At 59.9% G+C, this 13,950-nt stretch carries 12 protein-coding genes; 9 read left to right on the plus strand and 3 right to left on the minus strand.

All coding sequences use genetic code 11. The features are described 5' to 3' along the window. The first annotated feature begins 185 nt into the window (after positions 1-185). Entirely contained in the window at positions 186-1,079 is an 894-nt protein-coding gene (locus BN77_RS21650) for a LysR family transcriptional regulator (protein WP_007535994.1), read from the plus strand. Between the two features lie 351 nt (positions 1,080-1,430). On the opposite strand, the gene BN77_RS21655 is transcribed toward BN77_RS21650, so the two are convergent. Next, a complete protein-coding gene (locus BN77_RS21655; RefSeq protein ID WP_040678291.1) occupies positions 1,431-2,330 on the minus strand; it encodes a GNAT family N-acetyltransferase in 900 nt (299 codons plus the stop codon). A gap of 239 nt (positions 2,331-2,569) precedes the next feature. Here BN77_RS21655 and argE point away from each other — a divergent pair, with 239 nt between their 5' ends. The 6 genes from argE (at position 2,570) to BN77_RS21685 (ending at position 9,192) form a co-directional block, all read left to right on the plus strand. Next, positions 2,570-3,694 (plus strand): acetylornithine deacetylase, encoded by a 1,125-nt coding sequence (gene argE, locus BN77_RS21660; RefSeq protein WP_007535997.1) that lies wholly within the window; start codon positions 2,570-2,572, stop codon positions 3,692-3,694. 28 nt (positions 3,695-3,722) lie between these two features. After that, on the plus strand, positions 3,723-4,646 hold the full coding sequence (locus tag BN77_RS21665) for a 2-hydroxyacid dehydrogenase (protein ID WP_007535999.1): 924 nt from the start codon (positions 3,723-3,725) through the stop codon (positions 4,644-4,646). Between the two features lie 22 nt (positions 4,647-4,668). Beyond that, positions 4,669-5,025, plus strand: a complete 357-nt coding sequence (locus tag BN77_RS21670; protein ID WP_007536001.1) for a cupin domain-containing protein — start codon at positions 4,669-4,671, stop codon at positions 5,023-5,025. Between the two features lie 172 nt (positions 5,026-5,197). After that, positions 5,198-6,661 (plus strand): aldehyde dehydrogenase family protein, encoded by a 1,464-nt coding sequence (locus BN77_RS21675; RefSeq protein WP_007536004.1) that lies wholly within the window; start codon positions 5,198-5,200, stop codon positions 6,659-6,661. 11 nt (positions 6,662-6,672) lie between these two features. Beyond that, positions 6,673-7,713, plus strand: a complete 1,041-nt coding sequence (locus BN77_RS21680) for a tartrate dehydrogenase (RefSeq protein ID WP_007536006.1) — start codon at positions 6,673-6,675, stop codon at positions 7,711-7,713. Positions 7,714-7,734: 21 nt separating this feature from the next. Next, on the plus strand, positions 7,735-9,192 hold the full coding sequence (locus BN77_RS21685) for an NAD-dependent succinate-semialdehyde dehydrogenase (RefSeq protein WP_007536008.1): 1,458 nt from the start codon (positions 7,735-7,737) through the stop codon (positions 9,190-9,192). A 76-nt stretch (positions 9,193-9,268) separates the two neighbouring features. Here BN77_RS21685 and BN77_RS21690 read toward each other — a convergent pair whose 3' ends face one another. Together BN77_RS21690 and BN77_RS21695 are read right to left on the minus strand one after the other, a co-directional pair. After that, positions 9,269-10,543, minus strand: coding sequence for an NAD(P)/FAD-dependent oxidoreductase (locus BN77_RS21690; protein ID WP_007536010.1), 1,275 nt, complete (start codon positions 10,541-10,543; stop codon positions 9,269-9,271). A gap of 14 nt (positions 10,544-10,557) precedes the next feature. Next, positions 10,558-11,226 carry a haloacid dehalogenase type II gene (locus tag BN77_RS21695; protein WP_007536011.1) on the minus strand — a complete coding sequence of 223 codons (669 nt, stop codon included), beginning with the start codon at positions 11,224-11,226 and terminating at the stop codon, positions 10,558-10,560. A 325-nt stretch (positions 11,227-11,551) separates the two neighbouring features. Here BN77_RS21695 and BN77_RS21700 point away from each other — a divergent pair, with 325 nt between their 5' ends. Both BN77_RS21700 and BN77_RS21705 read left to right on the plus strand, forming a co-directional pair. Further along, positions 11,552-12,391, plus strand: coding sequence for a GNAT family N-acetyltransferase (locus BN77_RS21700; RefSeq protein ID WP_007536013.1), 840 nt, complete (start codon positions 11,552-11,554; stop codon positions 12,389-12,391). A gap of 13 nt (positions 12,392-12,404) precedes the next feature. Further along, complete coding sequence (locus BN77_RS21705; RefSeq protein ID WP_007536015.1) at positions 12,405-13,781, plus strand: aspartate aminotransferase family protein; 1,377 nt, start codon at positions 12,405-12,407, stop codon at positions 13,779-13,781. Positions 13,782-13,950: the final 169 nt, after the last annotated feature.

Raw genomic sequence — 13,950 nt, forward strand, 5'->3', positions numbered from 1 at the left:
CCAATAAGGTAAGCCGGAAGGCTGGAAGTGTGACTGCCCTCCATCATCACCTGCATCTCAGCGATCCGTTCTCTCCAGAGGGCGCGGCCTTTTTCATGCCACCTCCTGTTACCTCGCGACAGGATTGACATACCCCGGCGTTATTTGGAAATTAGATGTCGGTATGTTGATCATTGGAAAATCGAATGACCTTTGGCTTTGATCTTGATCTTCTGAGAACCTTCGCCGCTGTCGTCGAAACGGGCGGATTTACACGAGCGGCGGATCGAGTAAATCTCACCCAGTCAACCGTCAGCCAGCAGATCAAAAAGCTCGAGACCAACCTCGGCCACGCACTGCTCATTCGCGACCGCCCAACTGGGAGCATTCGGACCACCGAGGAGGGCGAAGTTCTAATGAGCTATGCCCGGCGGATATTGACGGTTTCAGCAGAAGCAAGCCAAGCACTCGGCCGATCCGGGCCCTTACCGAAGACCGTTCGACTTGGCGTTCCCGAGGATTTCGCCGGTCAGCGCATGATCGATCTGCTCTCCGGCTTTTCTCGGACGTCTCCGGGCGCGAGGCTCGATACAGTCAGCGGGTGGAGCTTCGAGTTACGCCGGCTTCTTCACGCCGGAGAAATCGACCTCGCCCTCGTCAAACGTGAGCCGGGGGATGGCGCCTGCATCGCCAAGTGGGAAGAACGACTGGTTTGGGTCGGCGACCCGGTGCTCGCTACGGGCAGCGATCCGGTTCCGCTTGCGGTTTTCCCCGCAGGCTGCATCTATCGCGAGAGGGTTATTCGGGCGGTCGAACGAAGCGGAAGAACGTGGCGTATCGCCTTTTCCAGTCAAGGTCTGATGGGCGTTCAAGCTGCTGTCGCATCCGGCCTCGGCCTCAGCTTGCTCCCAATCGATGCAGTGCTGCCCGAACACCACGTATTGGGCAGCTCGGATGGCTTTCCGCCGGAATCCTCTTCGGAACTCGCGCTCATCGCAATGACAAAAAAGCTAGAACCAACCGTCCGAGAGCTCGCGGATTTTTTAGAGGCTAACCTGACATTGTTGCACCTAAGCGGGCGTTCACATGAAATCGGCTAGCAATCGCATGGTCAAAATAAGCTTGAAGAATGGTGGGGATAGCCAAATCAATTGTTTCACTTGCCACGCTCCGACTGACGCTGAACTGTTGTTTGCTGAGCGCTCTCGGCAAAGCATGCAGCTTCTCTCGGTCGCTTCGCTTAAGCCAACGGTCTCATAAATTCGCAGGCATTGCTTGCGCCGTCGGGGTGCGACAGCCTGGCGGCGTTACCGATCCGAGCGCCATCCCATGCGCTCCCATTTCGACTTCGGCTAGCTCGCCGAGTGCTACCCCACCCTGATCAAGGAATTCTTGTCACGGCTTTAGCCGCCAGCGGCAAGGCTATTTATAAAATGGGGAGTGCTTTGGAATTATCCGAAAGACTGCGAAGCAAGTGCAAATACGATCGGAGAACCTGCGTTCAAGCCTCCATATGAGGCAGTCTTAGAAGAAACCATGGTTGTCACGGTGTCAAAGACTGACATTCCGCTTTGCTGGATAAAACTGGCGAACCGGCCGGCATCAAAATGGGTGTCGAGGCGCAAAAAACTGCCGACATGCGCGACGACATGCGGATGAACGACAGAAACCGCGTCTTCTTCGCAATAAGCGACAACAGGACCGACGACGTGACCGCGGCCAAACCGGCGCCGCATGGAATAGGCCATCAGATTGCTGCCATCGTAAAGACCGTAGCAGATGGAGCTTTCAAACAATCGCACGAGATGTTGGTAGCGCAGCGTACCGAAAGCCGGTTCATCCAGGGCCACAACGACATCCAGATCACTGCGTTCGAGCCGTCTCAGCTCAAGCCCTGACCTGATATCGCCCGCCTGAGGCACACACAGAATTTCCCCCTGACACTGAAAGACCGTCTGTTGCGGCAAAAATCCAAGTGTCGCGCACATCCGGCGCGCCGCTCTCGTCGCATTCAACCTTAATCGTTCTTGGTGGCATTCCTCCAGCATTCGCTTGACGAGCCACTCGGCCGTACCGTTCGTCTGCAGGCGCGGCGCAGTGATCAGCATGCCGAATGTGGCGAAATTCTCCCCGTGCGGAAACCACATGGTCGAGCCAGAAACCCTACCAATTTCGTCAACCGCCACAAAGCCATGCCCCACATCTAATAAATGCTGCCAATCCTGCGATCGATGCGGCCACCCGACAGACATCGAGAGAGCCTGAAGCTGTGATAGAGCGACGTCTGCAATGTCGGCCAAACGCAGTTCAAATGCGTCGACATTCAGTCTGTCGGGTACCTTTGTATCCATTCGTGATCCAGCCGCCATCCCATCCTCCCGGCTGCATATTCGCGTAGACCGGCATCATGCTTTTGGCGAGCTTAGCCGAGACTTTGCGAAACATTTCACTGCGTATGCAAATGACGGCGCAAGAATTCACCGTTTGATCCGTACTTTCGGCAGGTATTCCTCTGATGGCGGCTTAACCTTCCCTTGATCAAAACGTCGCTTGCACAGACGAGGATCGCAATCGGAGATTGGCAACACCAATGCAGGCATCGGACATTCTGGCAAAACTGGTTGGCTTCGATTCCGTCGTCGGGACCCCGAACGCTGAAATCGTGGAGTGGATCGGCGCCTATCTGAAGTCCTTCGGCGCTACGATTGATATCCTTGTCGGCCCCGAGGGTGACCGCTCGAACCTTTTTGCGACGATCGGTCCCCGCGAAAAGCCGGGCTATGTCCTCTCCGGTCACATGGATGTCGTGCCGGCCAACGAGGCGGGATGGGCGAGCAATCCGTTTGTACTGCGGGTGGATGGCGGCAGGCTGTATGGCCGTGGCACCAGCGATATGAAAGGTTTTCTAGCCGCATCTCTGGCGGCCGTACCGGTGCTCGCGGCAAGCCCTCTCATGCGGCCAATACATCTGGCCTTTTCCTATGACGAGGAAGCGGGCTGCCGCGGCGTGCCACATCTCATTGGGCGCCTGCTCGAGCTTTGCCAAACGCCGCTCGGCGTTATCGTCGGAGAGCCCAGCAATATGCGCGCCATCCTCGCACATAAGGGGAAATCCGCCGCTCGCGTCATCCTGAAGGGACGCTCCGGTCATTCATCGCGGCCCGACCTCGGCCTCAATGCAATCCATGCCGCCGCCGATGTTTTGCAGGCAGCGATTTCGACCGCGCATTCTCTTGCACAGGGACCATTCGAAGCAGAGTTCGAACCTCCTTATTCATCGGTCTCGGTCGGCACCATTCACGGCGGACAGGCCGTCAATATCACTCCGGACTTCTGTAAGCTCGAGGTCGAAGCACGGGCAATTTCCAGCGCAGACCCGGCAGCCCTGCTCACTCCGGTGTACGAGGCCGCTGCGGCGCTCGAGCGCCTTGGATTCCAGGTCCAGTGGGAGGAGCTAAGTTCGTACCCCGCCCTCTCCCTGGAGCGGGCAGCACCTCTTGCCGATCTGCTGACGGAACTGACTGGTATCGAGCCGCTGGCAGCGGTCAGCTATGGCACCGAAGCCGGGCTCTATCAGCGCGCCGGCCTTGAAGCGATCATTTGTGGCCCGGGCGATATCGGGCGTGCGCACAAGCCGAACGAATTCATCCTCACGGACGAACTCGCCGCCTGCCAGGCCATGATCGAGGCTCTCGGCCGTCGTTGCCTGGCATGATGCCGCAAGACCGAAGGATAGATAGCTCATGACCTTTCTTTTCAACTCGGATGCCCGGCGCGGCCATATCTTCCAGCAAGCCATTGCCCATGAGCTGCCGGATCTCTCCTTTTGCATGGATCCGGCCTCCGTCGATCCTGATACCGTGCGCTATCTATTAACCTGGACCGTTCCGGACGACTTGCCGCGCTATCGCAATCTCGAAGTTCTGTTTTCGATTGGCGCCGGCATCGACCAGTTCGAACCAGCTCGTGTCCCCGATCGCGTAAAAATCGTCCGGATGGTCGAAGACGGCATCACCCGCATGATGCAGGAATATGTGACGCTTGGCGTCCTCGCACTCCACCGCAATCTTCCGGCCTATCTCAGCCAACAGCGCTGTCAGGTCTGGAATGCCTTGCCACAGGTTCAGGCCGCCGAACGCCGCATTGGTGTGCTGGGGCTTGGGAACCTTGGCCAGGCCGTGCTCGAAAGACTGAAGCCGTTCGGCTTTGTGCTTTCCGGCTGGAGCCGCAATCAACGCGAACTGGAAGGCGTTGCCTGTTTTGCCGGCCAAGCAGGACTCCATGCCATACTTTCCACGACCGATATCCTGATCTGTCTCCTGCCGCTCACCGACGAGACCCGTGGTCTTCTCAATGCCGATCTGTTCAAGAAACTGCCGCAGGGTGCGGCTCTCGTACATGTCGGCCGCGGACCACAGCTCGTTTCGGAAGATCTCCTGGCCGCGCTCGACGGCGGTCGGCTTGCCGGCGCGGTGATCGATGTTACCGATCCCGAACCGCTGCCGGCCAGACATCCGTTCTGGAACCACGAACGCATCCTGCTGACGCCGCATATTGCAAGCGTCACTCAGCCCCATAGCGCCGCGCGCTCCGTCATCGACAACATCAAGCGGATCCGGGCGGGCTTAGACCCGCTCGGCCTCGTCGACCGTCGCCGCGGCTACTGATCTCAAGCCCGAAAGGAATCCGATGTCACTCCTCAAGACGATTGATCCCAACCCGTCCTTTGCGCCGCGTGAAAACGTTGTCGCTGCCGATCGGCTGATCGCGGGAGATCCGAAGCTCAAGACCTGGGCACAGGACGTTGCCCGCAACGAGACGGTGCACACAGGCGTATGGGAGGCCACACCCGGGGTCAGCCGTTCGATCAAGGGCGAAACCTTCGAATTTTGCCATATTCTCTCCGGCGTCGTCGAATTGACGCCAGAAGGCGGCGAGCCCGTCGTCTATAGAGCCGGCGAGAGTTTCGTCATGAAGCCGGGCTTCGTCGGAATATGGAAGACGATCGAAACGGTCCGCAAGATCTACGTGACGGTCACCCCTTAAGCTTTACTGCCGCGGCACGGCTTCCGAGCCCCGCGCCGACATCTGGCCTGACCAAAGAATACGCTGCCGGACCGCCTCAAAACGTGTTTTTCGGCCGCGCCAGCCGACGCGATCGGATCAAGCTGCTTTTCCGATCCTGTAGCATCTCGGTAAATTGACCGGAGGTATCATTATGGACCTGAGCTTCGATCCAGACAGTCTTTCGCTTCCCGTCGGACATTTCATCGGCGGGCATTTCGGGGCTGCGAACGGTGTCATTCCCATGCACCGTCCCTCCGATGGCAAGGCCTATGCCGAATGCCCGATCGCGGACGCCTCCGTTGTCGACCAGGCTGTTCAGGCGGCCAAGGCGGCATTAAAGGAAAGCAATTGGGGCGGCGTCCGCCCGCGCGAGCGCCTGAACGTGCTGCACCGCTGGGCCGACCTCATCGAAAAGGAAGTAGAAACACTGGCCCAATTGGAGGCTGTCGCTTCGACCCGACCCGTAGGCCAGCTGGTCGATGGCGATATCGCGATTTCGGCAGAGCAGATCCGCTTCTTTGCCGAATTCGCAGACAAGGAGGGCAGCGACCTTGTGCCGACCGACGACGCCAATATCGGCATGGTCATGACGGAGCCCTATGGGGTGGTCGGCGCCATCACGCCCTGGAATTTTCCGATCAACATGGCCGCCTGGAAGCTGGGCCCGGCGCTGGCTGCCGGAAACGCCGTCGTCCTGAAACCGTCCGAAATGACGCCGTTTTCATCCATCTATCTGGCTCAGCTTGCCGTGCGTGCCGGCCTTCCCGCCGGCCTGATCAACGTGGTGCTGGGTGACGGCGCGACAACCGGCCAGGCGATCACCGGCCATCCCGAAATCGCCAAGATCAGCTTTACCGGGTCGACCCGGGCCGGATCGGCGATCATGGAGAACATCGCCCGCACGGGCATAAAGCCGATGACGCTGGAGCTCGGCGGCAAGAGCCCCCAGATCGTCTTTGCCGATGCGGACCTCGATAAGGCCGCCGCGGCCGTTACGGCCAGTATCGTCGGCAACGCCGGCCAGGCCTGCGTCGCCGGATCGCGGCTCATCGTGGAGAGAAAGATCGCGGCCGAACTGATCGATGCCATCCGGAACCAGATGAAGGGCGTTACTCCCGCTCCTACCTGGGATGCGGCGAGCCGCTACTCCCCCATCATCTCGGAGAAGCAGAGACAGCGTATCGATGCGATCGTCTCCGCCACTATCGAAGCCGGCGGAGAATGCCTTGCCGGCGGCACACGCATGGAGGCACCAGGCTATTTCTACGCCCCGACATTGATGGCCGGAGTCGACCAGAATTCCCCCGCCATCATCGAGGAGATCTTCGGTCCTGTGCTGACGCTCCAGACATTCGAGGACGAGGAGGAAGCCCTGCAGCTTGCCGACCATCCGAGCTACGGGCTCGCCGCAGGCCTCTTTACCCGCGACCTATCGCGCGCCATCCGACTGACCCGCCGTCTGCAAGCCGGCACTGTCTGGGTCAATCGCTATAGCCGCTCACGTGACCACATCCTGCCGACCGGCGGCTACAAGCAGTCCGGTATCGGCAAGGATCTCGGCCGCGAGGCATTCCAGGCCAATCGCAAGAGCAAGAGCGTTTTGATCAGTCTTTGAGGACAGGGAACATGAAAACCTACAAGATCGCATTGATCCCGGGTGACGGCATCGGTCGCGACATGATCGCCGCCGCCTGGTCCGTTCTCCAAAAGGCAGCCGACAAGCGCGGATTTAGGCTCGATGGTACCGAATTTCCTTGGTCCTGCGCCTTCTACAAGGAAACCGGCGCCATGATGCCCGCCGATGGCATCGCAACGCTGCGCGGTTTCGATGCCATATTGCTCGGAGCCGTGGGCTGGCCGGCCGAAGTGCCGGATGCCGTATCTCTGCACGGGCTGCTGCTGCCGATCCGCAAAGACTTCGTGCAATATGCCAATATTCGCCCGCACCGGCTGCTTCCGGGTGTTCAGGGACCGCTCAGGGCCGCAGCCTTCGACATTCTCTGCATCCGCGAAAACACCGAGGGCGAATATTCCGGCGCCGGCGGCCGCATCCATCAGGGCACATCCGACGAAGTTGCGGTCGAGACGTCGATCTTCACCCGCAAAGGCGTCGAACGCATTTTGCGTTTCGCCTTCGAGCAGGCAAGAGCCCGGCGCGGCAAGCTCGCCTCGGTCACGAAATCCAACGCCCAGAAGTATTCCATGGTCTTCTGGGACGAAATCACCCGGCAGCTTGCCCAGGACTATCCGGATGTCGAGGTCACGAGCTACCACATCGATGCCATGGCAGCCCGCATGGTAATGGCCCCGGAAACCCTCGACGTTGTCGTCGCATCCAACCTCTTCGGCGACATCCTCACGGATCTCGGCGCAGCAATCCAGGGCGGCCTCGGTTTCGCGGCGTCAGCCAACATCAACCCTGAGCGGAGCGCTCCGTCGATGTTCGAACCTGTGCACGGGTCTGCGCCCGATATTGCCCATCTCGGCATTGCCAATCCAATCGCAACGGTATGGTCCGGTGCCATGATGCTCGAACATCTGGGCGAGCAGGCCGCGGCAAATGCCGTCATGGCGGCGATCGAAGCAACAACCGCAAGCGGCATCGGCACGCTTCCGGGCAAGGACCGGACCGACGCGATCACCGCAGCACTGCTCGCCGCGATTTGAAGTGTTATCGAGGATCTGAACATGCAAAATTTGAAAGTGCCATCCCTATTCCGTGAGCAGGCGCTGATCGGTGGCAACTGGCTTTGCGCCCGCTCGGGCAAGACCGTTGCCGTCGTCGATCCGGCAACTCAGGCCGTCATCGGAACGGTGCCGGATATCGGCGGTGATGAAACCCGGTCAGCAATCGAGGCCGCCGATGCGGCTTATGTTTCGTGGAAGAAGCGCACGCATGCCGAGCGCGCAGCGATGCTGGAAGCCTGGCATGATCTGATCCTCGAGCATATCGATGACCTTGCGCTTATTCTGACGATCGAACAGGGCAAGCCGCTTGACGAGGCGCGTGGTGAAATCCGCTACGGCGCGTCCTTCGTCAAATGGTTCGCCGAAGAAGCACGTCGCATCGGCGGCCAGACCATCCCCTCGCCGACCCCTGACCGCCGCATCCTCGTTCTGAAGGAGCCGGTCGGCGTTTGCGGCATTATCACACCCTGGAACTTCCCGAATGCGATGATCACGCGTAAGCTCGCCCCGGCTCTCGCTGCCGGCTGTACTGTCGTGGTAAAACCTTCCGAATTCACCCCCTACTCGGCTCTGGCGCTCGGCGTGCTTGCAGAAATGGCTGGTATCCCGGCCGGCGTCATCAACATCGTCACCGGCATGCCCTCCGAGATCGGCGCCGAAATCCTTGCCAACGCGACCGTGCGCAAGATTTCATTCACCGGCTCCACCCCTGTCGGCTCGCTGCTGATGCGCGGCGCCGCGACCAGCATCAAACGGCTTTCGCTCGAGCTCGGCGGCAACGCTCCCTTCATCGTCTTCGACGACGCCGATCTTGACCTTGCCGTGGAGGGAGCGATCGTCTCCAAGTTCCGTAACGGCGGCCAGACCTGCGTCTGCGCCAACCGCATCCTGGTCCAGGCCGGTGTCTACGATGCTTTCGCCGAGAAGCTCGCCGCCCGCGTCGATGCCATGAAGGTCGGTCCAGGCACGGAGGCCGGCGTCACGATCGGTCCAATGATCAATGAAGCGGCCATCGCCAAGATCAACCGCCATGTCGAAGACGCGCTTTCCAAGGGCGCAATGATCGTGACAGCCAAGCGAGGCCTGCCGGCCGGCCCGCAATATACCGCGCCGATCGTCCTGACCGGGGCCACCATCACCATGCAGCTCGCCGCCGAGGAGACGTTCGGGCCGGTCGCACCGCTCTTCCGCTTCGAAACGGAAGAAGAGGCGATCACCATTGCCAATGGCACGCCCTACGGGCTTGCGGCCTACTTCTATACCGAGAGCCTGAAGCGCGCCTGGCGGGTGGGCGAGGCTCTCGAATTTGGCATGGTCGGCCTCAATACCGGCTTGATCTCCACGGAGGTCGCACCGTTTGGTGGCGTCAAGCAATCAGGCCTCGGGCGCGAAGGCTCGCAGCTCGGAATCGAAGAGTATCTGGAAACAAAGGCCTTCCATATCGGTGGCCTTAACTGAGTTGTCGTGTCTCAGACTGGAAAAGGGGTCGCAAGCGCGGCCCCTCTTCTTATGCTGCTGATTTCGTTGAGGCGCGTCACTGAAATCTGTCGAGCGTTTTGTAGTACAAGCCTACCAAGGGCAGGAACCATGGCTTGCCGAAATGGCCGGGAACGGCAGGCCAATCGAGCCCCTTGAGCGGGTTGCGGTCAGGCCTTCCCAGGATAGCATCCGCAATGGTCATACCGAGATGGGTGGAAAGCTGTGCGCCATGACCCGAATAGCCCATCGCGTACCAGATGCCGTCATGATAGCCGGCGCGTGGATAGCGGTCCTTGGTGATATCGACGAGACCGCCCCAGCAATAGTCGATCTTGACCCCGGCGAGTTGGGGAAATATCCGGGCGAGGCTTTCGCGAAGTATCGCGCCGCTCCTGGCGTCAGAGCGCTGGTCCGACGTCGCGGAGAACCGGGCGCGCCCGCCGAAGATCAGCCGGTTATCCGGTGACAGGCGCCAATAGTTGCCGATGTTCATCGTGTTCACGCAGGTGCGATTGCCGGGCATTGCCGCGGCAACCTCCACATCCGTCAAGGGCCGTGTCGCTACGATGAAACTCCCGACCGCCATGATGCGACGGCGGAAGTAACCGAAATTGGCTGTCGTATAGGCGCCGGTCGCGATCATGACCTGGTCTGCCGTCACGGTGCCTTTACTGGTCTTCAAGACGTGCCTGCCGCCGGACTGGCTCCGTTCCGTTACGGCAGCGCCTTCCACGATGACCGCCCCGCGCCGCTTGGCCGCCTCGGCCAATCCCGCGACATAGCGTCCCATATGCATCATGGCACTCTTCTTGGACAGCATCGCGCCATGGAACGGCGAACCGATCTCGTCCTTGAGATCGGTGGCGGAAAGCAGCGCGGTATCGGGATCGACCTCGACATGTACCGCTTCGAAGTTCTTTGCCAGGCCTTCGAAATGCTGCGGCTTGGAGGCGAGCTTCAGCTTGCCTGCGCGGCGGAAATTGCAGTCGATCTCTTCGTCCGCGATAATGTCTTCGAGCGTGTCGATCGAAGCGTCCAGTGCGCGATAAAGCGCGATCGCCCGCTCCTTGCCCAATTCCGCTTTTGCCCCGATGTAGCTATGCGCCAGACCGTTGTTCAGATGGCCTCCATTGCGCCCGGACGCGCCGAAGCCTACGGTCTCGGCCTCCAGAACCAGGACCTTCGCCCCCGCCATGGCGAGCTGCCGGGCAGCCCCAAGCCCGGTGAAGCCGCCACCCACGACGGCGACGTCATAGTGCCCCTCGACCGGGCCAGCGGCCGCACCCACAAAGCGGGGCGCCGTATCGTGCCAATAAGAGGAATATTTCATCTGGCTGCCCTTTCTCAGAGCCCCACGACGCCGGGCAGACCGGAAATGTCGGCGATTTCGACATAGCCATAATAGGGATTGGCCGGCTCGTGACCACGGTTGACCCAGACCTTATTCTTGATGCCGAGATCATGAGCCGACATGAGGTCGTAGCGGAAGGAAGACGAGCAATGCAGAATGTCTTCCGGGCCGCAGCCCAGCATATCGAACATGTATTCGAAGGCCTGGAAGCGCGGCTTATAGGCATTGGCCTGCTCTGCCGTATAAACGGCATGGAAAGGTGCGCCGAGCTTTGCGACATTTGACATGATCTGGCTGTTCATCGCGTTCGACAGGATGACGAGCGGAATTTCCTTCGCGACCTTGGCAAGACCCGCCGGAACGTCGGCGTGCGGCCCCCAGGTGGGTACGCGCTCATAAACCATCTTGGCGTCTTCCTCTTTGAAGGCAACGCCGTTGCGCTTGCAGGTCCGCTCGAGCGAATTGTGCACCACCTCAGCATAAGGCTTCCAGTCACCCATGATCTCGTCGAGCCGATAAGCAGCGAAATTCCTGATGAACTGCAACATGGCCATTTCATCGAGACGATCGCCATAAAGGTCACGGGCAGCTTCCGCCATCTGGAAATTGATCAGCGTGCCGTGGCAATCGAAGGTGATGTATTTCGGGCGGAAGGTGGTCATGCGCTTCGTCCTTACGTGCTGCCCCTCGAGGCGATTGGTGGAGAACACGATAATAGGATTGCTTTCGGCACTGGAGCCCACTGATTTTGCGAGGTTCGGAGCAGAAAGTATCGTATAGCGGCGTTCGTTTGGCATTTGCTTGCACGGACCGACCGACAAGGTCGTCCTTCGTCTCCACTTTCGAGACAGTTGTCAGCAGGGCTACGGCATAACATGCGGCAAGAAGGAGCAGCTACGGCGAAAGATACCGTCAAGGACGTCGCCTTCAGATAATCTTCCGGCCCCGACGCTCCGACACTTGGACGAAAGAAATTCGAGGAGCGTCATGCCGGAGCAACGGATAGAAATCAGGCCTTTCGGTCCGCAACATTTGGATGCCGCGGTCTGCTTGTCGCGTGAGGCCGGCTGGCCTCATCGTCTGGAGGACTGGAACGTCGCCCTTGATCTCAGCGAAGGTGTCGTTGCGATCGCCGCCGATGATGAAGTCGTCGGCACCACGCTCCTGACACCTTATGAAACCGACTGCGCTACGATCAACATGGTGATCGTAGCTGAACGCATGCGGGGACGCGGACTGGGACGCCGTCTCATGGAGGCTGCCTTCGCGCTTGCGCAGAACCGCCCCTTGCGCCTCATCGCAACTGCCGATGGTCTACCTCTCTATGAAAGACTGGGGTTTCGCCAGATCGGCACCATCGTTCAACACCAGGGGCACGTCACAGCGACCCAGAAACCGGAAAACACCGAGGCAGCAACCAAAGCCGATATCCCGGCCATTGCAGCCCTCGACCGAGAGGCTTTCGGCGCCGACCGCTCCACTCTCATTACACGTTTTGCGGATCTTGGTGAATTCGCTGTCATCCGCCGCAGCGGTAACGTCGTCGCCTTCGCCTGCCTTCGCAGCTTTGGCCGAGGCGAGGTCGTGGGGCCCGTCGTGGCGCCAGATATCGAGGATGCGAAATCGCTCCTCTCCCACTTCATGTGTCGCAAAGCAGGCGCCTTCCTGCGGATCGACACCAGCACGGAAACCGGTCTTGGGCCGTGGCTCGCCAGCCATTCGCTCCCCCATGTCAGTGGCGGCATCGCCATGGCGAACCCCATCATCAGACATACTAATTCGAAGACCGTCACCACTTTCGCCCTTGCCAATCAGGCGCTCGGCTGATCCGGAGAAGAACATGTACAGCAATTCCCTCATCGAGCTCGATCGCGCCCATCTGGTGCATCCGGTAGCCTCTTATCGCGGCCATGAGCAGCAAGGCGTACGGGTGCTTTCATCGGCCAAGGGAGCGACGATCATCGATGGCCACGGCCGCCAGCTGGTAGATGGTTTCGCGGGTCTTTGGTGTGTCAACGCCGGCTACGGTCACGAAACGATTGTAGAGGCTGCGGCTCGCCAAATGCGTGAGCTTCCCTACGCGACGGCCTATTTCGGTCTTGGTTGCGAATCAGCCATCCGTCTTGCCGCCGAGCTCGCCGAGCGAGCTCCCGGCGACCTCAAGCACATTTATTTTACACTAGGTGGCTCGGATGCCATCGACAGTACCGTCCGCTTCATCCGCTATTATTGGTTTGCGCGCGGAGAACCGCAACGCGATCAGTTCATCTCGATCGAGCAGGGTTATCATGGCTCTTCGACGGTCGGCGCGGGACTGACCGCCTTGCCCAATTTCCATACAGGCTTTGGCGTTCCGCTCGACTGGCAGCACAAGATTCCGTCGCCCTATCCTTATCGCAACCCCGTCGGACAGGATGCGAACACGATCATCCAAGCTTCGCTCGCCGCACTCAGGTCGAAGGTCGAAGCGATTGGAGCAAGCCGGGTCGCCGCTTTCTATGCAGAGCCAATTCAGGGCTCCGGCGGGGTGATCGTCCCGCCGAACGGATGGATGAAGGCTATGCGGGACCTCTGCAAAGAGCTCGACATCCTCTTCGTCGCCGACGAAGTGATCACCGGTTTCGGCCGAACGGGCCCTCTCTTTGCCTGTTCCGAAGAGGACATCGTTCCCGATTTCATGACGACGGCGAAGGGGCTCACCTCTGGCTACGTTCCGATGGGTGCAGTCTTCATGGCGGATCACGTCTATCAGGTCATTGCCGATCGAGCGGGAACTTCTGCCGTGGGTCATGGCTACACCTATTCCGCCCATCCAGTCAGCGCAGCGGTCGGCTTGGAAGTATTGAAACTCTACGAAGGCGGGCTGCTCGAAAACGGCATAAAGGCTGGTGCGATGTTGATGGCCGGCCTTGAAAGCCTGCGAGATCATCCCCTGGTGGGCGACGTCCGCGGTCGCGGCATGCTGGCTGCGATCGAATTGGTCGTCGACAAGGCTGCAAAAACGCCGCTGCCAGCGGAAGCCCAGCCTTCGCGCCGGATTTTCGATCGGGCTTGGGAAAACGGCCTGGTCCTCCGCGCCTTCGCCAATGGCGTGCTGGGTTACGCCCCGCCGCTTTGCTGCACCGACGCTGACATCGAAGCAATCATCAAACGAACGGAAAGGACGCTTGATCAGACGCTCGAAGATCCCGACGTCCGCCGGGCGCTCAAGGGATGAACCCGTCAAGGCCCGGGACCGATATACCGCGCGCAGGCGTTTTTCGGAATTTTGTGCCGCACCACTGGTCCGATTCGGCGCAAACGGTGCGATCGAAATGCCAAACTTGCCTGAAGGAATGGCCTAGCCCCGGCAATTCGGGAGCATCAGAAAACGAGTAGGCCTCGGA

It is taken from the genome of Rhizobium mesoamericanum STM3625 (genome assembly GCF_000312665.1).
Taxonomy (GTDB): Bacteria; Pseudomonadota; Alphaproteobacteria; order Rhizobiales; family Rhizobiaceae; genus Rhizobium; species Rhizobium mesoamericanum.

Excerpts from the sequence above, each read along its gene's own strand:
- BN77_RS21650 (WP_007535994.1), top strand. The coding sequence starts at position 186 with ATGACCTTTGGCTTTGATCTTGATCTTCTGAGAACCTTCGCCGCTGTC.
- BN77_RS21655 (WP_040678291.1), bottom strand. The coding sequence starts at position 2,330 with ATGGATACAAAGGTACCCGACAGACTGAATGTCGACGCATTTGAACTG.
- argE (WP_007535997.1), top strand. The coding sequence starts at position 2,570 with ATGCAGGCATCGGACATTCTGGCAAAACTGGTTGGCTTCGATTCCGTC.
- BN77_RS21665 (WP_007535999.1), top strand. The coding sequence starts at position 3,723 with ATGACCTTTCTTTTCAACTCGGATGCCCGGCGCGGCCATATCTTCCAG.
- BN77_RS21670 (WP_007536001.1), top strand. The coding sequence starts at position 4,669 with ATGTCACTCCTCAAGACGATTGATCCCAACCCGTCCTTTGCGCCGCGT.
- BN77_RS21675 (WP_007536004.1), top strand. The coding sequence starts at position 5,198 with ATGGACCTGAGCTTCGATCCAGACAGTCTTTCGCTTCCCGTCGGACAT.
- BN77_RS21680 (WP_007536006.1), top strand. The coding sequence starts at position 6,673 with ATGAAAACCTACAAGATCGCATTGATCCCGGGTGACGGCATCGGTCGC.
- BN77_RS21685 (WP_007536008.1), top strand. The coding sequence starts at position 7,735 with ATGCAAAATTTGAAAGTGCCATCCCTATTCCGTGAGCAGGCGCTGATC.
- BN77_RS21690 (WP_007536010.1), bottom strand. The coding sequence starts at position 10,543 with ATGAAATATTCCTCTTATTGGCACGATACGGCGCCCCGCTTTGTGGGT.
- BN77_RS21695 (WP_007536011.1), bottom strand. The coding sequence starts at position 11,226 with ATGACCACCTTCCGCCCGAAATACATCACCTTCGATTGCCACGGCACG.
- BN77_RS21700 (WP_007536013.1), top strand. The coding sequence starts at position 11,552 with ATGCCGGAGCAACGGATAGAAATCAGGCCTTTCGGTCCGCAACATTTG.
- BN77_RS21705 (WP_007536015.1), top strand. The coding sequence starts at position 12,405 with ATGTACAGCAATTCCCTCATCGAGCTCGATCGCGCCCATCTGGTGCAT.